Origin of the sequence: Nesterenkonia alba DSM 19423 (genome assembly GCF_000421745.1) — a bacterium.
Lineage (GTDB): Bacteria > Actinomycetota > Actinomycetes > Actinomycetales > Micrococcaceae > Nesterenkonia > Nesterenkonia alba.
In genome coordinates this window covers 20,580-39,917 of record NZ_ATXP01000005.1, presented here as the reverse complement: position 1 = coordinate 39,917, position 19,338 = coordinate 20,580, and the positions used below count along the sequence as shown (strand labels likewise).

Annotated in this window: 20 protein-coding genes, 1 tRNA gene and 1 pseudogene; 14 read left to right on the top strand and 8 right to left on the bottom strand. The window is 65.0% G+C overall.

The annotated features are described in order from the left end of the window. Positions 1-10: 10 nt before the first annotated feature. On the top strand, positions 11-1,339 hold the full coding sequence (locus H578_RS0105260) for an ABC transporter substrate-binding protein (protein WP_022872647.1): 1,329 nt from the start codon (positions 11-13) through the stop codon (positions 1,337-1,339). A gap of 193 nt (positions 1,340-1,532) precedes the next feature. Here the strand turns inward: H578_RS0105260 and H578_RS0105255 are convergent, their stop codons facing one another. Then, positions 1,533-2,138 (bottom strand): metallophosphoesterase, encoded by a 606-nt coding sequence (locus tag H578_RS0105255; protein ID WP_022872646.1) that lies wholly within the window; start codon positions 2,136-2,138, stop codon positions 1,533-1,535. A 117-nt stretch (positions 2,139-2,255) separates the two neighbouring features. On the opposite strand from H578_RS0105255, the pseudogene H578_RS0105250 reads away from it, so the two are divergent. Both H578_RS0105250 and H578_RS0105245 read left to right on the top strand, forming a co-directional pair. Next, positions 2,256-2,975, top strand: a pseudogene (locus tag H578_RS0105250) (dienelactone hydrolase family protein); the annotation flags it as partial. 25 nt (positions 2,976-3,000) lie between these two features. After that, positions 3,001-3,708: a LysR family transcriptional regulator substrate-binding protein gene (locus H578_RS0105245; protein ID WP_022872644.1), complete on the top strand. Its 708-nt coding sequence runs from the start codon at positions 3,001-3,003 to the stop codon at positions 3,706-3,708. Here H578_RS0105245 and H578_RS16725 read toward each other — a convergent pair. The 4 genes from H578_RS16725 to H578_RS0105230 form a co-directional block, all read right to left on the bottom strand. Beyond that, positions 3,656-3,766 (bottom strand): methionine/alanine import family NSS transporter small subunit, encoded by a 111-nt coding sequence (locus tag H578_RS16725; protein ID WP_084709947.1) that lies wholly within the window; start codon positions 3,764-3,766, stop codon positions 3,656-3,658. The two genes, H578_RS0105245 and H578_RS16725, sit on opposite strands and share 53 nt — an antisense overlap. Next, positions 3,766-5,337, bottom strand: coding sequence for a sodium-dependent transporter (locus H578_RS13475; protein ID WP_022872643.1), 1,572 nt, complete (start codon positions 5,335-5,337; stop codon positions 3,766-3,768). Before H578_RS13475 ends, H578_RS16725 begins: the two co-directional genes overlap by 1 nt. A gap of 123 nt (positions 5,338-5,460) precedes the next feature. Further along, the gene (gene thiE / locus H578_RS0105235) at positions 5,461-6,186 is read right to left on the bottom strand and encodes a thiamine phosphate synthase (RefSeq protein WP_022872642.1); all 726 of its coding nucleotides are present in this window, start codon (positions 6,184-6,186) and stop codon (positions 5,461-5,463) included. A gap of 82 nt (positions 6,187-6,268) precedes the next feature. After that, positions 6,269-6,826: a type 1 glutamine amidotransferase domain-containing protein gene (locus H578_RS0105230; RefSeq protein WP_022872641.1), complete on the bottom strand. Its 558-nt coding sequence runs from the start codon at positions 6,824-6,826 to the stop codon at positions 6,269-6,271. Between the two features lie 289 nt (positions 6,827-7,115). On the opposite strand from H578_RS0105230, the gene H578_RS0105225 reads away from it, so the two are divergent. Together H578_RS0105225 and H578_RS0105220 are read left to right on the top strand one after the other, a co-directional pair. Next, complete coding sequence (locus H578_RS0105225; RefSeq protein ID WP_028463963.1) at positions 7,116-8,207, top strand: NAD(P)/FAD-dependent oxidoreductase; 1,092 nt, start codon at positions 7,116-7,118, stop codon at positions 8,205-8,207. Positions 8,208-8,263: 56 nt separating this feature from the next. Continuing rightward, positions 8,264-8,334 (top strand) — tRNA-Gly (locus tag H578_RS0105220). Positions 8,335-8,340: 6 nt separating this feature from the next. Here H578_RS0105220 and H578_RS0105215 read toward each other — a convergent pair. Next, the gene (locus H578_RS0105215) at positions 8,341-9,348 is read right to left on the bottom strand and encodes an alpha/beta hydrolase (RefSeq protein WP_022872639.1); all 1,008 of its coding nucleotides are present in this window, start codon (positions 9,346-9,348) and stop codon (positions 8,341-8,343) included. 129 nt (positions 9,349-9,477) lie between these two features. Here H578_RS0105215 and thiO point away from each other — a divergent pair, with 129 nt between their 5' ends. The 9 genes from thiO (at position 9,478) to H578_RS0105170 (ending at position 17,145) form a co-directional block, all read left to right on the top strand. Continuing rightward, the gene (gene thiO / locus H578_RS13470) at positions 9,478-10,677 is read left to right on the top strand and encodes a glycine oxidase ThiO (protein ID WP_022872638.1); all 1,200 of its coding nucleotides are present in this window, start codon (positions 9,478-9,480) and stop codon (positions 10,675-10,677) included. A 71-nt stretch (positions 10,678-10,748) separates the two neighbouring features. After that, positions 10,749-10,988 carry a sulfur carrier protein ThiS gene (thiS, locus tag H578_RS0105205; RefSeq protein ID WP_022872637.1) on the top strand — a complete coding sequence of 80 codons (240 nt, stop codon included), beginning with the start codon at positions 10,749-10,751 and terminating at the stop codon, positions 10,986-10,988. Positions 10,989-11,044: 56 nt separating this feature from the next. Beyond that, positions 11,045-11,845 (top strand): thiazole synthase, encoded by an 801-nt coding sequence (locus tag H578_RS0105200; protein ID WP_022872636.1) that lies wholly within the window; start codon positions 11,045-11,047, stop codon positions 11,843-11,845. Then, entirely contained in the window at positions 11,842-13,140 is a 1,299-nt protein-coding gene (locus tag H578_RS0105195) for a ThiF family adenylyltransferase (protein ID WP_022872635.1), read from the top strand. Before H578_RS0105200 ends, H578_RS0105195 begins: the two co-directional genes overlap by 4 nt. A gap of 69 nt (positions 13,141-13,209) precedes the next feature. After that, positions 13,210-14,157: a carbohydrate kinase family protein gene (locus tag H578_RS0105190; protein WP_022872634.1), complete on the top strand. Its 948-nt coding sequence runs from the start codon at positions 13,210-13,212 to the stop codon at positions 14,155-14,157. Beyond that, complete coding sequence (locus tag H578_RS0105185) at positions 14,150-15,001, top strand: Cof-type HAD-IIB family hydrolase (protein ID WP_022872633.1); 852 nt, start codon at positions 14,150-14,152, stop codon at positions 14,999-15,001. Before H578_RS0105190 ends, H578_RS0105185 begins: the two co-directional genes overlap by 8 nt. Continuing rightward, complete coding sequence (locus H578_RS0105180; protein WP_022872632.1) at positions 14,998-15,831, top strand: glycerophosphodiester phosphodiesterase family protein; 834 nt, start codon at positions 14,998-15,000, stop codon at positions 15,829-15,831. Before H578_RS0105185 ends, H578_RS0105180 begins: the two co-directional genes overlap by 4 nt. Positions 15,832-16,011: 180 nt before the next feature. Continuing rightward, complete coding sequence (locus H578_RS0105175; protein WP_156837221.1) at positions 16,012-16,641, top strand: hypothetical protein; 630 nt, start codon at positions 16,012-16,014, stop codon at positions 16,639-16,641. Between the two features lie 135 nt (positions 16,642-16,776). Next, on the top strand, positions 16,777-17,145 hold the full coding sequence (locus tag H578_RS0105170) for a PLDc N-terminal domain-containing protein (protein ID WP_022872630.1): 369 nt from the start codon (positions 16,777-16,779) through the stop codon (positions 17,143-17,145). A 43-nt stretch (positions 17,146-17,188) separates the two neighbouring features. Here H578_RS0105170 and H578_RS0105165 read toward each other — a convergent pair whose 3' ends face one another. After that, on the bottom strand, positions 17,189-18,502 hold the full coding sequence (locus H578_RS0105165) for an ABC transporter permease family protein (RefSeq protein WP_022872629.1): 1,314 nt from the start codon (positions 18,500-18,502) through the stop codon (positions 17,189-17,191). Next, entirely contained in the window at positions 18,499-19,257 is a 759-nt protein-coding gene (locus H578_RS13465; protein ID WP_022872628.1) for an ABC transporter ATP-binding protein, read from the bottom strand. The genes H578_RS0105165 and H578_RS13465 overlap by 4 nt, the downstream gene beginning before the upstream one ends. Positions 19,258-19,338: the final 81 nt, after the last annotated feature.

Here is a 19,338-nt window from a genome sequence, read left to right as displayed (position 1 = left end):
GAGCACCACTATGACATCCCTGCACACTGTTCACCCCGCCTGGAAGGGAATCGCCGCCTGTGGCTTGGTGGCCCTGACCCTGACTGCCTGCGGCCCCGACACCAGCGGCGAGGGTGCGGCCGAGGAGGCTGCCGACACCGACTGGGAAGACGTGGAACCGGCAGAGTCCATCGTCTTTGCCACCAACCACCCCGGTGGCTCTGAGGATCAGGAGAACGAACTGATCGAGCAGTTCACCGAAGACACCGGCATCGAGGTGGAAGTCATCACCTCCGGGGCCAACTACGAAGAGACCTCCCAGTGGTTCCAGACCGGTGGCGGATCTAACGCTGATGTCATCGTGCTCTCGGATGCCACCTGGTTCCCCAACTATCTCAACGATGCGCTCGCCCCAGTGGATGAGATCCTCGAAGCCGCCGACGTCGACGTCGATGGTTACGTGGACGCGCTCTACGAGGACTACCTCTACGAAGGTAGCCACTACGGGGTCCCCTATGCTCGGTCCACCCCGTTGTTCTACTACAACGCCGACCACTACGAAGAGGCCGGTATCGACGGTCCCCCGCAGACTTGGGAGGAGGTCGCTGAGATCTCCCAGACCATTGTTGATGAAGGGGTTGCCGACTACGGCTACGCCTTCCCGCCCTCCAACGAGTACCCCGCCTGGGGCATGGCCAACCTGGTGTGGGGTTACGGGGGTGGCTGGTCTGACGAGTGGGACTTCTCCCTGGTCTCCTCGGATGAGACAGTTGAGGCCCTGGAGTTCGCCCAAGACGCGGTGCAGGATGGCTGGGCCAATGTGGCCGCCACCTCGCAGACTGATGACTTCGCCTCCGGTGTGGCCTCCCAGACCATTCAGTCCACCGGCTCGCTCGGTGGCATCTTGGATACCGCCGACTTTGAGGTGGGGACTGCGTTCCTACCTGACGGTCCGGCCGCTGAAGGTGAGACCCCCACTGGCGGGGCGGGACTGATGATCGCCTCGGCGTCGTCGCCGGAGGAGCAGCTGGCTGCGGCGATGTTTGTCGGTCACATGACCTCTGCTGAGTCGCAGGCGTTCTTCTCCGAGCACACCGGGTATGTGCCGTCTCACGTGGACGCGGATATGTCCGCGGTGTATGAGGAGCAGCCGCAGTTTGAAACCGCCGTGGACCAGCTGGAGCGTGCCCGGGTGCAGGACTTCGCCCGGGTGTTCCTGCCCGGGGCGGACCTGGAGTTGGCTGAGACGTTGCAGAGCTTGTTGACCTCCGGTGACGACGTCGCAGAGGAGATGGAACGGGTCGAGGCTGAGTTCGAGTCGCTCTACGAGTCCGATCTGGCCGACGAGCTCGAGGACTGAGCTCCCCAGAGCGCATCGCTGGTGGGGCCCTTAAGCCCCACCCACGCACCGGAACTCCGGGTGGTGAGTCGCTTCACGCGGCCCGATCACCCGGAGTTCCTTGTGTTGCTGGCCCCACTTATTGGGGCCTCAGGCTGTGTCACCGCCGGCAGGACTGGTGTGCAGGATCAAGACTGAGGGTCTTCAGTGTGTTTCATCCCTGTTCGACGATGAAGCGGTGGAGGTCTTCAGCGGAGACAGGGGTGAAGTCCCAGACGTCGACGCCGACGTTGACCTGCACTGTTCCGCGGGGCGAGTGGGTGCTCTTCCAGGAGTCGTGCACGTGCCCGCAGATCAGCGGGGTGCCGAGGTCCCGCAGCCGGAACTGGGCGTAGCGGTCCTCTTCGGTGTGGGAGTCCCCCGTGTAGGGGTAGTGGGAGAGCACCACGTGCAAGCCGTTGCCGTTGCGCCGGTACGGCGGCAGTGAGGTGCGTGCCTGGGAGACCACTGCGGAGAAGCCGGCGTCGAGGTACTCCTGGATGTGCAAGTGGCCGGTTTTCTCCGTGGGGGAGCACCTGTCATGGTTGCCGGCCACCAGGTACTTTGTGCCGTTCATCCGAGTGAGGTACCCCAGCCCGCGGCTGCGGTCCCCCATGGCGTAGTCGCCTAAGACCCAGACCTCGTCGTCGGGGCCGACGACGTCGTTCCACCGGCTGATGAGGACCTCGTCCATCTCCTGGACATCCCGGAAGGGCCGGTCACAGTACCGAATGATGTTCGCGTGCCCGAAGTGCGGGTCCGAAGTGAAGAACGTCGCCATACCTCCACCCTACGGACCACCGCTGATATTCGGACCTTCACCGTCTCCGGGGTCTTCAGTACCCTTAGGGAAGGAGAGCTGCAGCACAGGTAGTGATACAGCACAGGACCCACTGAGGAGAACTGTATGGCTGAGAAGACCCCGCATCAGAACACCACCTTCCCGCTGCCAGATGCCGATGTCACTGACACCGGCCACGGCTACCTGGCCACTCCGCCTTCGGGCTCGGGGCCAGGGGTGATCGTCATCCAAGAGTGGTGGGGGCTCACCGACCACATCAAGGACGTTGCCGACCGGCTGGCAGCCGAGGGTTTCGTCGCCTTGGCCCCGGACCTCTACGGCGGATGGATCACTCACGACGGCGATGAGGCCGGGGAGATGATGTCCAAGCTGCCGGCTGAGGAGGGGGCACGGCAGCTGGCGGGGGCTACCGACTTCCTGCTAGCCCATGAGGCCGTCACCTCCCAGACGGTAGGAGCCATCGGCTTCTGCATGGGCGGGGGCTTTGTGCTCGCCCTGGCGGCCCAGCAAGGAGAAAAAATCTCCGCGGCTGTGCCCTTCTACGGGGTGGGGCAGGCAGTGCCGGAGTCCTACACCGGGGTCAAAGCGGCCGTGCAAGGCCACTACGCCGAGCAGGACCAGATGTACCCGGTGGAACAGGCCCGCCAGCAGGAGCAGCAGATCCGTGACGAGTCCGGCTCAGAGGTCGAGTTCTTCTACTACGACGCCGGCCACGCCTTCCACAATGACGAAAACCTCATCGGTACCTACGACCCGGAGAAGGCCAAGCTCGCCTGGGAACGCAGCGTCGACTTCCTCCGCCGCAAAGTGGTGTAGGGCGGTCTCCACGTAACCTGGAGGCATGATTCTTGGGGCGATTCCGGGGGCGACACCGGATAAATGGGTGGCCCGCTGGCAGCAGCGCTACCCGAATCAACCGCTGACCGTGCAGTACTTCGACGAGGCCGGGCAGCTCCACCGGATCCGCGCCGGAACGGTAGACCTCGGCTACCTACGGCTTGTGGAAGATCACGCCGACGACGTCGACACCGACCTTTTCCACCGTGTGTGGCTCTACACCGAAGAACCTGTGATCTGTGCCGCCGCCGACCACTGGATCGCAGCGGCGGAGCACTCCGTCAGCTCCGAGGACATCGCCGATGAGCCCCGCCTCAACCCCGCAGACATGCTGCAGTGGGACACATCAGCCACCGGTGCCGGGCACAGCACCGCCAGCGCACCACCGGGAGTACACACCCCGCTGGCAGGATCCGCCTTGGCACGCGGTGAACGACTCGCCATAGAAACCGCAGCGACCGGAGCCGGCGTCGTCGTACTCCCCCGCTCAGTGGCCCGGATCCTCAGCCGAAAGGACATCGTCACCCGACGGGTCGACGGTCTCCCCGGCTACCGGACTGGACTGGCCTGGCTACGGGAGAAAGACAGCGACCAGGTTCAAGAATTCATCGGCATTGCTCGCGGACGGACCGCCGAATCCTCCCGATCCAGCCGGGCAACTACTCAGAAGCGTCCTCGGGGTGGCGCCAGAGGTGGATCATCGAGGCGATAAGCCCACCCCACACGGTCACCAGCGCAACAATCATCATCACAATGGCCGCAGTCCCCATCAGACAGTCTCCTCTTCGGACTCGATGTGCTCAGGATCCTCAGTGTGCATCGCCGAACTGCTCCGCCACGGCACCAGACTCAGGCCCGCCGAGACCACGATGACCAACGCCAAGGCACCCCAACCGAATGTGGCCACCACCCAGGTGTCGAAGCCGCCGTAGCCTTCGGTGATCTTGTCCGAGATGTCCATCACCAACAACACACCGAGGACCACAGGCAGAACCACGCCGATGAGGGTCTTCCAGATCGGACCCACCTTGAAGGAGCCGTAAGCGTTCAACGCGTCCCGCAACACATCCAGCTTCCGGTAGATCCAGGTGGCCAGCACCACGGAGACGAACGCCCCGAGCACGATACCGACATTATTGGAGAAGGCGTCCACCACATCGAGGATCGTCACACCAGAGACACCACCGATGAGCACGATGGACACCAACGCCGCCGGAACCCCGGCCACCAGCACCGACACCGGACGGGACCAACCGGTCTTGTCCTTCACCGCGGAGACCACGACCTCAAGGATCGAGATCAGCGAGGTCACCCCCGCCAGAGTGAGAGACCCGAAGAACAACACACCCACCAGGGCGGAGGCCGGAACCTCGGAGATGATCGTGGGGAAGGCGACAAAGGCCAGACCCAAGCCGGAGCTGGCGACCTCATCGACCGCCGTGCCGGCCGCCAGGGCCAGGAAACCCAGCGCGGAGAACACACCAATGGCCGCCAGCAGCTCGAAGGAGGAGTTCGCGAAGCCAACCACCAGGCCGGATCCGCTCGCATTCGACTTCCGCTTCAAGTACGAGGCATAGGTAATCATGATGCCGAAGCCCACCGAGAGGCTGAAGAAAATCTGCCCATAGGCCTGGATCCACACTGTGGGCGAGGTCAAGGCACCCCAGTCCGGGGTGAACAGGGCGTTGAGTCCAGTCGTGGCGCCCTCCAGGGTCAGCGAATAGCCCACCAGGATGGCGAACATCACAAACAACACCGGCAGGCCCACCAGTGAAACCATGGTCAGGCCCTTCCGCACCCCGGTGGCCAGGGCCAGCAGCAGCACAATCCACACCACGATCAGCGGCCACCCCACCTGAGCCACGAAGTCCACCGAGAGGCCGGAGCCTTCGGTGCCGCCGCCGTCGTACTGAAGGAATTCACCAAAGAAGAAACCTTCGGCGTCGTCGCCCCACGCCTGACTCAGCGAGAACCAGGTGTACATCGCCGCCCAGGCGACGATCGCCGCGTAGTAGATGGCGATCAGGAAACAGATGCCCACCTGGAACCAGCCAATGACCTCAGCGTTGTGGTGCATCCGCTTGAACGCCAACGGCGGGGAGCCGCGGAACTTATGCCCCACGGCGTAGTCGAACAGCAGGATCGGCAGACCGGCGGTCAGCAGGGCCACCAGGTAGGGGATGAGAAACGCACCGCCGCCGTTCTCATAGGTCACATAGGGGAAACGCCAGATGTTCCCCAGCCCGACGGCAGAGCCGATGGCCACCAGAATGAAAGCCGTGCGGCCGGAGAAACTCTCGCGAATACGGAACCCCGACTGACGTGCAGCAGTTGCACTCATCTGAACCCTCTCAAGGCATGCAGGATGGCGGCATAACGCTCACCACGTTTCGGATGGTGGAAATATACCGCGCCAGAGGGCGCAGCACACCGGGAGACTCCCGGGGTGTTCACATGGTGGACTTTAGGCGGGGAGGTGGTCCCGCAGGGCGCGTGCCGCAGCGGCGGGATCGGCGGCCTCCGTCACGGCCCGGACCACCACCACGCGGTCGGCTCCGGCCTGGGTGACCTCGGCGATGTTCTCGGTATTGATCCCGCCGATGGCGAAGAACGGTTTACCGGTCTCCAAACCCGCAGCCAGGGATACCAGCTCGGTACCGACCGCGGCACGTCCCGGTTTGGTGGGGGTCTGCCACACCGGCCCGGTGCAGAAGTAGTCGATGCCGGGTTCGGAGACCGCTTCACGTACCTGCGGCAGGCTGCGGCAGGAGCGGCCGACGACGACGTCGGGCCCCACGATCAGGCGCGCTTGGTCCGTGCTGAGATCCTCCTGACCGACGTGGAGCACATCCACGTCACTGAGGCGAGCGACATCGGCCCGGTCATTGGCGGCGGAGAGTCCACCGTGCTCATCTGCCACCTGCTTCAACAGGGTCAGCGCGGCCAATTCGGTCTGCACTGAAACCTGCTTATCCCGGATCTGGATGATGTCCACCCCGCCGGTGAAAGCGGCCACACAGAAGGTGCGCAGTGCCTCTAAGTCCAGTTCCTCCACGGGACCGGCCTCAGGCCGGGTGATGAACCGCTGCAGGTCGGTGCATACGTAGAGGCGGGCAGCCAGCAATCGTTCGCGGCGCAGCTGCCCCAGCTGAGTCAGTTCGGGGACCGTGGACGTCGTCGTCTCGCTCATGGGACCACCTTACGGAATGTGATGAACAAGGGCCCGCCGCTGGGATACCAGCGACGGGCCACAGGCAGACACCGGGTGCAGCTCAGGCTGCGACGGGACTGCGTTCAGAGACCAACTGCAGGAACGCCCGGTTGAAGTCCTCAAGGTCGTCAGGGGTGCGGGAGGTGACGAGGTTGCCGTCGACCACCGCGGATTCGTCCACCCACTGGGCCCCGGCGTTCTTCAGGTCTGTGCGCAGGGCGGTGTAGCTGGTCATCCGACGGCCGGAGACCACACCGATCTCGGTGAGGATCCAGGGGCCGTGGCAAATGGCCGCGACCGGCTTGTCGGCGTCGAAAAACGCCTTGACGAACCGCTGAGCGTCCTCATTGATGCGGAGGGTGTCCGCATTCAGCGTGCCGCCAGGCAGCACGAGCCCGTCATAGTCGTTGGGATCGGCGGCGGAGAGGTGGACATCGACATCGAAGTGGTCGGCGTGCTCCCAGTCGCCCTTCATCGCCTGGAGCTGCTTCTCCTCCGGGGAGACGATAACGGGGGTGCCGCCATGCTCCTGGATAGCAGCCACAGGTTGGGTCAGCTCGGGCTGCTCCACTCCGTTGGTGGTCAGGACAGCGATCTTCTTACCAGTGATGTGTGCCATCGAGAATCACTCCTTATGGTGCTTCTCTTGGAGGTTCGGCCTCTTCGACCGCTTCCGAGTCTCAGAGTAGAAGCTGGGTCTGGCCGAAGGCGCTACGCAAGCTCAATAGTTGCTCAGAGTTTGACCGTTGCTCAGAGCACGTGAGCTGCCTGGTCGAAGCGTAGGCGAGCAGCGCGGGGCGATATCGACCGGTTCGTCGGTGAAGGTATGGGTGGTGTGCGAGCCGGCGAACAAGCGGTTGAGGGTGTGACAACCACAGACATGACAAGCTGGGGGGATGACGCACCGTGTGACGGTTATTGGAGCCGGAATTGCCGGAGCTGCGACGGCCTTCGCCCTGGCCCGGCGTGGTACTGAGGTGACCGTGGTGGACGACGCGGCCGAAGGCCAAGCCACGGCTGCCTCCGCCGGAATCATCTCCCCGTGGATCAGTGCGGTGGAGGGTGCCTTCTATGAGCTGTACGCCGCCGGGGGTGGGTACTATCCCACGTTGCTGGAACAGCTCGACGCCGCCGGCATCAGCCATACCGATTACCGCCGGACTGGATCGCTGATCGTGCACCGAGACCCGGGCGTGCTCGATGAGGCCGAGGCGCGAGTCCGTGCCCGGGCGGCACGCGCCGGTGACGTCGCCGGGGAGGTCCAGCGCATCGGCAACAGTGATGCCCGGGAACTGTTTCCCGCCCTTGCCGAGGACCTCTCTGCGGTGTACCTCAGCGGTGGTGGACGCGTGGACGGCCGCACCCTTCGAGACGCCCTACTGACCGCCGCGACAACGTACGGGGCACGCCGTATCTATGGGCACGCACGGCTCTCTGCGCAGGTGGGAACAGTGGAGGTCAACGATGAGAAATACGCCGCCGACGACGTCGTCGTCGCCTCCGGTGCATGGTCGGCACCACTGCTGGCCGACCGAGGAGTGACGCTGCCCGTAGCCCCGCAGCGTGGGCAAATTACCCACCTACGGCTCGAGGGAGTCGACACCTCCATGTGGCCGACCGTGTCTCCTCTGGCACACCACTACGTGGTGGCCTTTGATCGCGGACGGATCGCTGTTGGTGCCACCCGGGAGAGCGGGGTTGGTTTCGACCCCAGGGTGACTGCCGCGGGTCAACTCCAGGTACTGCAGGATGCGCTCTCTGTTGTGCCCGGCGTGGCGGAGGCCACCCTGATCGAAACCCGCGTGGGGCTGCGTCCTCTGGGCACCATGCCTGTGGTGGGACAAGTGGGCGATGACAGGCTGTGGGTGGCCACCGGTTATGGGGCCGCCGGGTTGACGATCGCCCCGCTGCTCGGCGATGCCCTGGCCCGGGCCATCCGGGGTGAACCTGCACCGGAATTGGACGGACTTACTCCGGCAGCGGGCACCGTCAACGAGTAGTACACTGTTCCTCACGCCGCCACGGTGGGACCACTCGCACTCATGGCGGCGGCCAAGCGGGCGTAGCTTAATGGCAAAGCTTCTGCTTCCCAAGCAGACGACGCGGGTTCGATTCCCGTCGCCCGCTCCGATGTCACAGCTGCTGTGCGGCTGGCCCTCGTGGTTGGAGTGCTCGGCGGATGAAATCGTCCCGCACTGCGGACGAAGCCCGGGAGAGGCTAGCGTGCGGGACCATTCCGTCGAAGCCGTGGAAGCCGCCTCCCCACATGTGTAGATCCACGCTGACTCCGGCGACTGAGAGCCGATGAGCGTAGTCGAGGATCTCATCACGGAAGGTCTCAGAAGAACCACAATCCAGGTAAGTGCGGGGAAGGCCGGAGAGGTCCTCGGCCCGGGCCGGAGCGGCGTAGGGGGAGACATCATCTCCACCGCGGGACTCGCCGAGCAGTGCGCTCCAGCCGAAGAGGTTGTCGTTACGGTCCCAGACGCCGTCGTCCTCCAGCATCTGGCTGCTGGGGGTGACTCCTCGGTCGTCCAGCATGGGGCAGACCAATACTTGGTGGGAGAGTGCTGGATACTGCCGATCCCGGGCCAGCAATGCCGTCGCTGCCGCGAGACCGCCCCCGGCGCTGGTGCCTGCCACCATGAGCTTATCCGGGTCAATGCCGAGTTCGGCGGCATGCTGGGCAGTCCAGACCAGTCCCGCATAACAGTCCTCCACCGGAGCCGGATGGGGGTTCTCAGGGGCCAGCCGGTATTCCACGGAGACCACGGTGGCTAAGCCATCGGCGGCATACGGAAGGAACGTTTCGATCCCGGTTGTGCGGTTACCGACGATCATGCCGCCGCCGTGGATGTGGTAGATCGCGCCCAGGTGTGCCGTGGCCTGCGCGGGCCGCAGAATCAGCAAGGTGACATCTGGTGCACCATCGGGCCCGGGTACGTTGCGTTCTTCAACGGTGACACGTCCGCCGGCGGTGAGGTCAGGCGGTTCGACGCCGGGGAGCCCGTCATCCATGGCCTGACGCATCTGGGGCAGGGTCTCGGCAGAGAATCCCGGTAGCGCTTTGCGGATTTCGGGAAGTACGGAGGAGAGCTCAGGGTCGAAGGGAGGGCGGGAAACCGGGGGCGTGGCGTTCACGATGAAACTCCTTGGATAGCAGGTACTCACATGCTATGTGATGTCAATCACATAGTGGTACCAGCTGGCTGGCTCAGGTGAGGCGGTTTCCCCGCCGTGTGAGGCTGACCGCTTCAGTAGGCTGTGCCTATGGGCAGCGCATGGAACACCGCGGTGGTGGGAGCCGGTATTGTCGGCCTGCTCACCGCCTGGCAGCTGCGGCTTCAAGGCCATACCGTCACGGTGATCGATCCCGAGCCCGCCACGCAGGCCTCGTATGCGGCAGCGGGGATGCTCGCTCCGGTCAGCGAAGTGCAGTATGGCCAGCAAGCCCTCTGGGATGTGATGACCGCTGCCCAGGCTGAGTACCCCGAACTCATCAAGACCCTTCAGCAGGCCTCCGCTCAGCCCACCGGCTACCGGGAGAACGGGACTCTGCTCGTGGCCGCCGACACCAGTGACCGGCAGGCGGTGGCCGATCTGGTCGCCGTCCAGCAGGGCGCGCAGATGGAGGTGACCGCCCTGACCTCCAGTCAACTGCGTCGCAGCGAACCGGCGCTGTCCCCTGGGCTGGCTAAAGCGTGGTCGGTTCCCGGTGACCATCAGGTCAATCCTCGGCAGCTGGTCCGATGTGTCACTGAGGCGTTGAACGCACCACTGGAGTTTTTCCCTCAGGCTGGTCCCCCGGCTCATTGGACGAGGAAACGAGTCCTCCGGGTCGAGCAGACACCGCCCGGGATACGGGTGGATTACGACGACGCCAGCGGCTCAGTCTTCGACCGGGTCGCCCTGACGCCCGGGTTGGGTTATTCCCAGATCAAGGGCATCTGTGAGCACTACCCGCTGCAGCTGCGCCCGGTGTACGGGGAAGTGATCCGGCTGCGGGTTCGCCCCGAACAACTCCTCGAAGGCGAGGAGCACGTGCTGAACTCCACTATTCGGGCCACGGTTCGGGGGCGGTCGGTCTACCTGGTGCCACGGGCCCCCGAGGATCCTCTCGAGCCCCTCGGTCTGGTGGTCGGGGCCTCATCCCGCGAAGACGCAGTGGCCGGCACCCACGCGGGAAGTGTGGCCGAGCTGCTCGAGGACGCCATTGCGGTCCTGCCTGCGGTCCGAGAGATGGAAGTGGTGGAGATTACCACCCGTGCCCGTCCTGGTACCCCGGATGACCGACCCTATTTGGAAGCAGTGACCGAAGATGGCGCCGTCGTGATCTCTACCGGTTACCACCGGCACGGGATCCTGCTCGGCCCGCTGGCGGCCCGGCTCACCGCAGCCCTGCTCAGTGGGGAGGAGCTCAGCGATCACCAGCGTGCCCACCTGGCGGTGACCCGCCTCCGGAGAGACTGAACACGTCTTCACCGCAGCCTCCGGGAACAAGCTTGGAACAGCTGACCCTCTGCTGGTGTTGAATAGAACCTATGCCGACCGTTCAGATCAACGAAGAGCGTGTTGCCCTCCCTGACGGCGCCACCGTCCTCGACGCGGTGGCTCACACCACCGGCCGGGACTTAACGGAGGCCGGAACCCCCACAGACGGTGGCCGGCTGGGCGTGGCGGTCGCCGCGGCGGGGGAAGTTCTGCCCCGCGGGCAATGGAGCCGCACGGCGCTGAGCGAGGGTGACGAGCTAGAAATCGTCACCGCTGTGCAAGGCGGATAACCCCGGTGGACCACGAGCAGCCGATGATGCGAACAACCGGCGAACCAGGAGAGACCATGAGCGAAGCCGAGACTATCCCTGCCGTGCAGGTCGGTGACTACATCCTGGAGTCCCGGCTCATTATGGGCACCGGAGGCACCACCGACTTAGCGGCCCTGGAGCGTGCCCTGATCGCCTCCGGCACCACCCTGACCACGGTTGCGATGCGCCGCTACAGCCCGCAGACCAAGACCTCCGTCTTCAGCCTGTTGGAGCGCCTGGGGATCGATGTGCTGCCCAATACCGCCGGCTGCTACACGGTCAAAGACACTGTGCTCACCGCCGAACTGGCCCGGGAAGCCCTCGAAACGAACCTCATCAAAGTCGAAGTCATCGCCGATGAGCACACCTTGCTGCCCGACGTCATCGAAACCCTGGAGGCGACCGAACAGCTCGCCGACCGAGGGTTTATCCCCATGGTCTACACCTCCGATGACCCGGCGGTGGCCTTACGCCTCGAGAGCGCCGGAGCCGCAGCTGTCATGCCGTTGGGCTCACCCATTGGCACCGGGTTGGGGATCCTCAACCCCCACAACCTGGAACTCATCACCTCCCGGGCCTCGGTGCCCATCATCCTGGATGCCGGTATCGGTGCCGCATCAGAAGCCGCCCAGGCCATCGAACTCGGTTGCTCAGCGGTGCTGGTGGCCTCGGCGGTCACCCGGGCCCAGAAACCCGAACAGATGGCTCACGCTGTGCGGTTGGCGGTCGAAGCCGGCTACCGCTCCCATGCCGCGGGCCGTATCCCCCGGCGGGAGCACGCCCAGGCCTCCTCCCCCATGGAGGGAATCATCAACCCGGTGGAGGACCTCACATGAGTCTGGAGAAATTCAACCGCTCCCAGATGGAGCGGTTCCAACGGCACTTCTCCTTGGCCGGTTTCGGCATCGAGGCCCAGTCCCGGCTGCTGGAGTCCCGGGTTGTGGTCGTCGGCGCCGGAGGGCTCGGCTCCCCGATCCTCACCTACCTGGCCGCCGCGGGAGTGGGCAGTATCGATGTCATTGACCACGACGTCGTCGACCGCAGTAATCTCCACCGGCAGGTCATCCACTCCGAGGCCAGTATCGGTGCCCCCAAGACCACGTCCGCCGCCGAGGTGATGCGCGGGCTGCATCCTGAGCTCACCATCACCGAGCACCGCGAACCCATCACCGCCCAGAATGCGCTGCGACTACTGGAACCGGGGGACCTGGTGGTGGATGGTTCCGATAACTTCGCCACCCGGTACGTGGTCGCCGACACCTGCGAAATCGCCGGACTGCCGCTGATCTCCGGCTCCATCCTGCGCTACGCCGGCCAGGTGAGCATGTTCTGGAGCCAACCCACGGACCAGCACTGGCCCCGCGGTGGACGTGGCCCCGGCTACCGGGACCTCTACCCCGAAGCCCCCGACCCCGGGGAAGTGCCCACCTGCGCTGAAGCCGGCGTCTTGGGTGTACTGCCCGGGGTGGTCGGTTCCCTCATGGCTGCTGAAGCCGTGAAGTTCCTCGCCGGAGTGGGGGAGAGCCTGCTCGGGCGGGTGCTGACCTATGACGCACTCAGCGCCCGCTTCCGGGAACTCACACTCAACCCCGATCCGAGCCGGGAACCAGTCACCAGTATCGGCGCCGACGTCGAAGGGCTCGGGGGAGGCCCCCAAGAGTGTGACCTGACACAGCCACAGCAGCATGAGAGCACCGAGGCGCAGGACCACCAGCAAGCAATCAGCACACCACAAGCAGCCACCACAGAAGAAGCAACCGACGACGACGCCGAAGACCTCGACTTCAATCCCTTCACCGGGGAGCCGAAGACCGCCGATGACCTCACGCCCCGCCAGTTGCGGCAGCTGCTGGACAACGGCAGTCCGGCAGCGATCATCGACGTGCGTGAACCCCACGAATGGGCCGAAGGAGAGATCCCCCAGGCCGCCAAACTACCGATGCTCGACCTCTTCCGAGGTGAGCAGGTGCCCGGGCTCGACGAAGCTGACCAGGAGCACCCCGTCGTCGTCTACTGTGCCCACGGGATCCGCTCCCAGCAGGCGGTGCGGATGCTCAAAGAACGCCAACCCGGGCTGCCGGTGCGCAACCTGCTGGGCGGCTATGAGCTCTGGCGTCAGTACCAGAGCTGAGCCGGCACCGCACACCGGAAAGTTGAGCCGGATCGGCTCAATATCGCAGGTTTCAGGTAGTTTAGAGACGTGAGTTCCCACCTGGCGGTCATTGGCGAGTGCTTGGTAGACGTGGTCCACTCGGAGACGTCTGCTCCGAAAGCGCATGTCGGTGGCAGCCCCTTCAACGTGGCGGTGGGACTGGCCCGTCTGGAGCATCCGGTGCTTTTCGCCGGCCGCCGCGGCGATGACGACTACGGCCGGATGATCGCCCGCGCTTTGCGTTCTCAAGGCATCACCAGCCTGCTTGACGCCGACGAGCTGCCCACCTCCGTGGCCTCAGCCACGTTGGACCCCACCGGGCAGGCCAGCTACGAATTCTCCCTGGACTGGGTGCTGCCCGGCACTGAGGACCTGTGGACAAAACTCCAAGGTCAGCAGCAGGAGCTTGAACACCTGCACACTGGTTCGGTCGCCTCCATGGTCCAACCTGGCGCGGGCACGGTGCGGGAGGTGCTGTGCCGGGCTCGTGACGTCGCCACCACCTCCTACGACCCCAATTACCGGCCCACGCTGGTGCCAAACCGGGAAGAGGCCCGCCGTCAGGTCGAGGAGTTCGTCGCCCTGGCTGACGTGGTGCAAGCCTCCACCGACGACCTGGACTTGCTCTACCCCGAACGCAGCCACACCGAGACCATGCGGGCGTGGCTTCAGCTCGGCCCCGCCCTGGTCACGGTGACCCGCGGACCCTCCGGTGCCATGGCTCTCAGCGCCAACGGGTTCGCCGAACAATCGGCATATCCGGTGGAAGTCGCCGACACTGTCGGGGCGGGGGACTCCTTCATGGCCGCCACCCTGTCCAGCCTGCGCTGCCGGGGGTTGCTGGGAGCCCAGCACCGGGACGCTCTGCGGAGCATCAGCCAGGAAGATCTCGCCAGTGTGCTCCGCACCGCAGCCCATGCTGCAGCGATCACCGCATCACGGTTTGGTGCCCAGCCCCCGACCGCCGCTGAACTCCGCTCTGCGCAGGATGACTGACCCCGGCCAGCCGGTACGGCTCATCGCCAGCGATATTGACGGCACGATCCTTCCCTACCGGCATACCGCCACTGGCACACTCTCCCCGCGCACTGTGGAGGCTTTCCATGCCGCGAGCGAAGCCGGCGTCGTCGTGGTGCTGGTGACCGGCCGCCCGCTGCGTGACCTGCGCCCCATCAGCGAAACCCTCGGGGCTGTGGGCCCGGTCATTGCCTCCAACGGGGCGCTGCTCTACGACCTCGCCGCCGAATCGGCGCTTATCACCCGGTCCATCCGCACCGAGACGCTGTTCACCGTCACCGAGGAGCTGGCCCGGATCGCCCCTGACGCTCGGTTCGCCGCGGAGACCACCCAGAAGCTCCACATGGAAGAGGCCTTTGCCGCCGGCTCCTTCTGGTACGACGACGTCATCGACCCTGATGTGCTACGCATCGGTCCCATCGACCACACCCTGACCCAGGACCGCCCCCAGGTGTTGAAGCTGCTGGCCCGCACCAGCACCATGGCCCCAGAGGAGTTCCTGCACACTGCCCGAGCCCAGGTGGGTCAGACCCTGACCGTCACCCATTCGGCCCCGGGTGTGAGTCTGCTGGAAATGTCCGCCAAAGGGGTGACGAAGGCCTCCATGCTGCAGCGGTTCGCGGAGCGTCTGGGCGTGGCCCGCGAGCAGATCGTTGCTTTCGGGGATATGCCCAATGACGTGGAGATGCTCCAGTGGGCCGGGACCTCCTGGGCGGTGGGATCGGCCCACCCGGCAGCCCGCGCTGCAGCCGACTACGTCTGCGGTGACTGCGACGACGACGGCGTGGCCCAGATCATCGAACAACTCGTGGAGGCCCGGTGAGCCCATACCGCCGTTATCCCTACCGGAACGTGCCGTACCTGCTGAACTCCCAGCCGGGGCGGCTGCACCACTGGCCGTTGGCTTTTGTGCACCGCGGTGGCATGCCGGAGGCGGAGAACACCCGAGCCGCCTTCCGCCGGGCAGCGGAGCTGGGATACCAGTACATCGAGATCGATGTGCGCACCGCAGCCTGCGGCACCCTGGTGGTCTTCCACGATGAAACCCTGGACCGGACCACCAACGGAACCGGGCCGCTGAGCGAGAAGACCTGGGACCAGCTGGCCGCGCTGCGGGTTGGTCGCCCCGGGGCTTATACCGAGCCGCTGGTGCGCTTCGATGAGCTGCTCGCCGAGTTCCCGGATACCCACTTCAACGTGGACCTGAAGGACTCAGCCGCGGTGGAACCTTTCTGCGCGGCCGTGGAGAAACACCAGGCCCACCACCGGGTGCTCGCGGCCAGTTTCAACGACGCCCGCCGCCACCGGGTCAACCAGGTGCTCTCCACGCCCGTGGCCACCTCCGGCGGGTGGGTGGCCATCGCGCTGATTGTCGCCCTGGGTCCGTTGGGGTTCCTGGGCCGGATATCCCGTCGGGTGGCGGAGATCGACTGTGTGCAGGTACCCATCGAGCGCGGGCCGGTGCGGATCGTACGGCCTCAGTTCATCGAACGCTGCCACCGGGCCGGGCTGCAGGTCCACGTCTGGACCGTCGATGATCCCGAGGAGATGCACCGGCTGCTGGACCTCGGTGTCGACGGGTTGATGACCGACGACGCCGAAGCGCTCGCCGAGGTGATGCGCGCCCGGGGTCACTGGCCCCAGCGCGGATGATAGGTAAGCAGACTGCTACGAGTTTGTCGGCTCTGCTCATCAACCGTGAAGTGGCTGCTACTGGTGGTTCCTTCAGGGGGTGCGCACATGCCACCCTCGATGGCATACGTGCATCAACGTAGTGACCACGCCTCACTCGTACGACGTCGCCAATGTGAACGAGTACTACTAAGGAGTCACATGGAACCGCGTAGAATTCGATGCTCAGCCGTTGCTGCTGTTGCTTTGCTTGGACTAGCAGCATGTGGCGAGGATCAAGAAAACGAAACCGCAGCCCCCAGCGGGGAAACAGTGCAGCTCGAACCTGACTACCCGAGCTACGACCAAGAATCCATGACCGCCGAAGCGGTATTGATTGCGTCGGGCACCGTCATCGCAACAGAGCACACCGTGCTTACTCCCACCTACGAAGGTGACACCCCCGAAGAAAACCCGCTCCTTGGCCTCTCTGAAGAAGAGAAGCAAGAAGCTATGGAACAAGATGAAGGTGTTCCGGCCACAGCGATCACTTTCCGCATCAACGAAGTTCAGAAAGGCGATGCTTCCCCCGGAGATGAGATCGTTATTGTCCAGACCGGCGGAATGGTTGATGGAATTGAGTACGAGGCATCTGGCACCACCATCATGGAGGATGGGGTCGAATACCTCGTCTTCGCAGGCGAAGGTAATGACGGTACATACAACGTCCTCGGAGGCTCAGCTGGACTTTACCGAGGCAGCGGCGATACCTACGAGGCCGTAGACCCCGAAGCGCCTTTCGACTCCATCTCGGAAGATGAGGCCGAATCTCTGGCTGACGAGCACCAGTGAATTGGAGCATAGCCCCTAGCTCATCGCGAGTGTGGCAAGAAACAAGGTCCTGGTGATCTCGGAGCCCTTATCCCTCCTTTGAGACGTGGACGATTCGTGGAGCCAACTTTCAGCGCCACTGCCTACCGTTGAACCATGGAGTACGTGGCAGAGAATCTCTCCAGCCTCTCCACTGTGGCACCGATGCTGCCCTGGTGGGTCAATACCCTGGGCATCGTCTATATCGCCGCAATGGTGGCCGCCTTGATGGTGTTCGCCCAGACCCGCCATCGTTCACCCAACGGCCTACTCTGGGTGCTGGTGATCGTCCTGCTGCCTATCCTCGGGGCGCTGATCTACATCGGAGCCCAGGTCATCGCCTACCGCAGCAATCCGGAGAACCCGCGCCCGTCCAAAGGACGCAGCGAAACGATGGCTCCGGAAGAAGTGGCCGAACACCAACGGCAAGAAGAACAGCAGCGGCAGCAGCACCAGCGGTCCCGGCCCGGAGACAAGGAACGCTGAGGGTGGGAACACGAGAGCTTGGGCACGCTGACAGTCCGGGCACCTACCGGTGACTGAAGGCAACTGAGCGCAGGGTCGGCGTCGTCGCGCTCATTCCTCCCCGGATCATCACCACGCCGGCCACCAGCACTAGCGCCACAGTGGCCACCGCGACCGGAGCAGTCAGTGCGGCGGCTCCCACGATCGGCAACGCCACCACGCAGGCGGCCCCCACCGCGATGAGTAGCACGGCCGCCAGGGACCTCATGACCGACAGGATCCGGATGCGGCTGAGGTGGCTCAGACTGAAGCCCATGGCAGCCAGCCCGGAGTACAACTGACGGCGATCCAGAATCTCGGCGGTCTGGTTCAACCCCACTGAGCAGGCCGTCATGAGGAAGGCGACGGCCAAGGTCAGCCACACTCCCCGTTGCACATCGCCCAGTAGCATCAGGTCCTCTTCCCCCATGTACTCAGGGTTCGCCGCCCCGACCAGCGCCATGCCGCATCCGGCGATCACCCCGATGAACGCAGCCACTGCCACCCCGCCGACCTGCCGCCACATCTGCTGCGGAGCCTCCAACACATTCCGGGCAGCCACCAGCCGCTCCGCGGTCTTCGCCCGCCGGTGGTGAATCAGGGTCACCAGTTTCAACACCCAGGGTCCCACCAACTGCACCGCCAGCAGCGGAACCGCCAGGAACGCGAATCCCACCACGGCGGCGAGCAGTTCGTTGGGCACCGGCACAAAGACATAGAGCACGAACACAACGACGACGCCGGCTAAGGCCACCACAGCCCGGCCCCACCACACTTTCTGACTCACCTGACGTGTGCGGACCCCCAGTGGAGTGATCTCCACCCGGCGGAGCCCGGTCAGTGCTGCGGCGAAGGCGAAAACCACCAGCACCGCGCAGGCGGCAGCCAACAACCCCGGTCCCAGCCACAGGCCATCCACCCCCATGGGCGAGCCGGCAAAGGGCAGCAGCCCCACCGCGGGCATGAGTGCGGTGTAGAGCAGTGCCCCGCCAGCGATCCCGGCAGCGGCCAGGGTGCCCGCTTCAGCCAAGACCAGACGGCGTAGCTGCCCGGAACCGGCTCCCAGGAGGCGCAAAGCGGCCAGGCGCTCATCGCGGCGCCGAGCCAGCAGGCGGGCAGCCGAATGCATTAGCGCCAGCATGGGAATGACCAGCAGGATGAGCGCGGCGGTGGCGTAGACGAAGTACACATCGGCCAGCCACGGGTCCTGAAGCCGGTAGAAGTACATCGCCCCGCCGAAGACCATCAGCCCGATCCCACTGGTCAGGGCGAAACCCGCCACGGGAAGCAGCCACACGGAGCGGTCAGTGAACACCCGGGATAACAACATCCGGATCATCGGGCGCTCACCTGCCCACCAGCGTGCTCTTGCAGCGTGTCAGAGACCACCCGGCCGTCTTCCAGCCGGACTAGACGGGAGCACTGGGCGGCGACGTCGGCGTCGTGTGTCACCACCACCAGCGGAGCGCCCCGGGAGACCGTCGAAGCCAGCAGGGCGTGGAGCACCTGCTCCGAGGTCGCTGAGTCCAGGGCGCCGGTAGGTTCATCAGCGAAAACGATCCCCGGGGAGGTCACCTGAGCTCGGGCGATCGCTACCCGCTGGGCCTGACCGCCGGAGAGCTCCCCGGGCCGGCGGTTCTCCATGCCCGCCAAGCCGAGACGTGCCAGCCAGGCCGCCGCCTGCTGCTCGGCCTCCTTCCGTGCCGTGCCGGAGAGCATCAGCGCCACCGCGACGTTCTCTACGGCGGTCAGTTCCGGCAACAGGAGACCCTCTTGGAAGACGAAACCGATCTGCTCACGCCGCAATCGGGCGCGGGCCTCGGCATGACCAGCGGAGACCACGACCTCGGCACCGTCGGCTCCGCGTAGGATCACGTCTCCGGCATCGGGTGTGAGGATCCCGGAGAGCACGTGCATCAGAGTGGTTTTCCCGGAGCCGGAGGGCCCCATAATCGCCACCGACTCCCCGGCGCGCACCTGCAGGCTCACCCCATCGAGGGCGCAGGTGGTGCCGTAGGTCTTCACCAGTCCCTCAGCGGTGAGTACCGGGGAACCCAGGGCAGGCGGAGTGTTGTGTACATAAGGATGGTTCATCGCGGCCAGCTCCTTTCATCAGGGATCTCAGGCGCCATCTGGCTGACCTGATGGGGTCCCCTTCAGCCTCGCGGTGGCCGG

Bases quoted from the DNA above. Each gene is read 5' to 3' on its own strand.
- H578_RS0105260 (WP_022872647.1), top strand. From the start codon at position 11: ATGACATCCCTGCACACTGTTCACCCCGCCTGGAAGGGAATCGCCGCC.
- H578_RS0105255 (WP_022872646.1), bottom strand. From the start codon at position 2,138: ATGGCGACGTTCTTCACTTCGGACCCGCACTTCGGGCACGCGAACATC.
- H578_RS0105245 (WP_022872644.1), top strand. From the start codon at position 3,001: ATGATTCTTGGGGCGATTCCGGGGGCGACACCGGATAAATGGGTGGCC.
- H578_RS16725 (WP_084709947.1), bottom strand. From the start codon at position 3,766: ATGGGGACTGCGGCCATTGTGATGATGATTGTTGCGCTGGTGACCGTG.
- H578_RS13475 (WP_022872643.1), bottom strand. From the start codon at position 5,337: ATGAGTGCAACTGCTGCACGTCAGTCGGGGTTCCGTATTCGCGAGAGT.
- thiE (WP_022872642.1), bottom strand. From the start codon at position 6,186: ATGAGCGAGACGACGACGTCCACGGTCCCCGAACTGACTCAGCTGGGG.
- H578_RS0105230 (WP_022872641.1), bottom strand. From the start codon at position 6,826: ATGGCACACATCACTGGTAAGAAGATCGCTGTCCTGACCACCAACGGA.
- thiO (WP_022872638.1), top strand. From the start codon at position 9,478: ATGGGCAGCGCATGGAACACCGCGGTGGTGGGAGCCGGTATTGTCGGC.
- thiS (WP_022872637.1), top strand. From the start codon at position 10,749: ATGCCGACCGTTCAGATCAACGAAGAGCGTGTTGCCCTCCCTGACGGC.
- H578_RS0105200 (WP_022872636.1), top strand. From the start codon at position 11,045: ATGAGCGAAGCCGAGACTATCCCTGCCGTGCAGGTCGGTGACTACATC.
- H578_RS0105195 (WP_022872635.1), top strand. From the start codon at position 11,842: ATGAGTCTGGAGAAATTCAACCGCTCCCAGATGGAGCGGTTCCAACGG.
- H578_RS0105185 (WP_022872633.1), top strand. From the start codon at position 14,150: ATGACTGACCCCGGCCAGCCGGTACGGCTCATCGCCAGCGATATTGAC.
- H578_RS0105175 (WP_156837221.1), top strand. From the start codon at position 16,012: ATGGAACCGCGTAGAATTCGATGCTCAGCCGTTGCTGCTGTTGCTTTG.
- H578_RS0105170 (WP_022872630.1), top strand. From the start codon at position 16,777: ATGGAGTACGTGGCAGAGAATCTCTCCAGCCTCTCCACTGTGGCACCG.
- H578_RS0105165 (WP_022872629.1), bottom strand. From the start codon at position 18,502: ATGATCCGGATGTTGTTATCCCGGGTGTTCACTGACCGCTCCGTGTGG.
- H578_RS13465 (WP_022872628.1), bottom strand. From the start codon at position 19,257: ATGAACCATCCTTATGTACACAACACTCCGCCTGCCCTGGGTTCCCCG.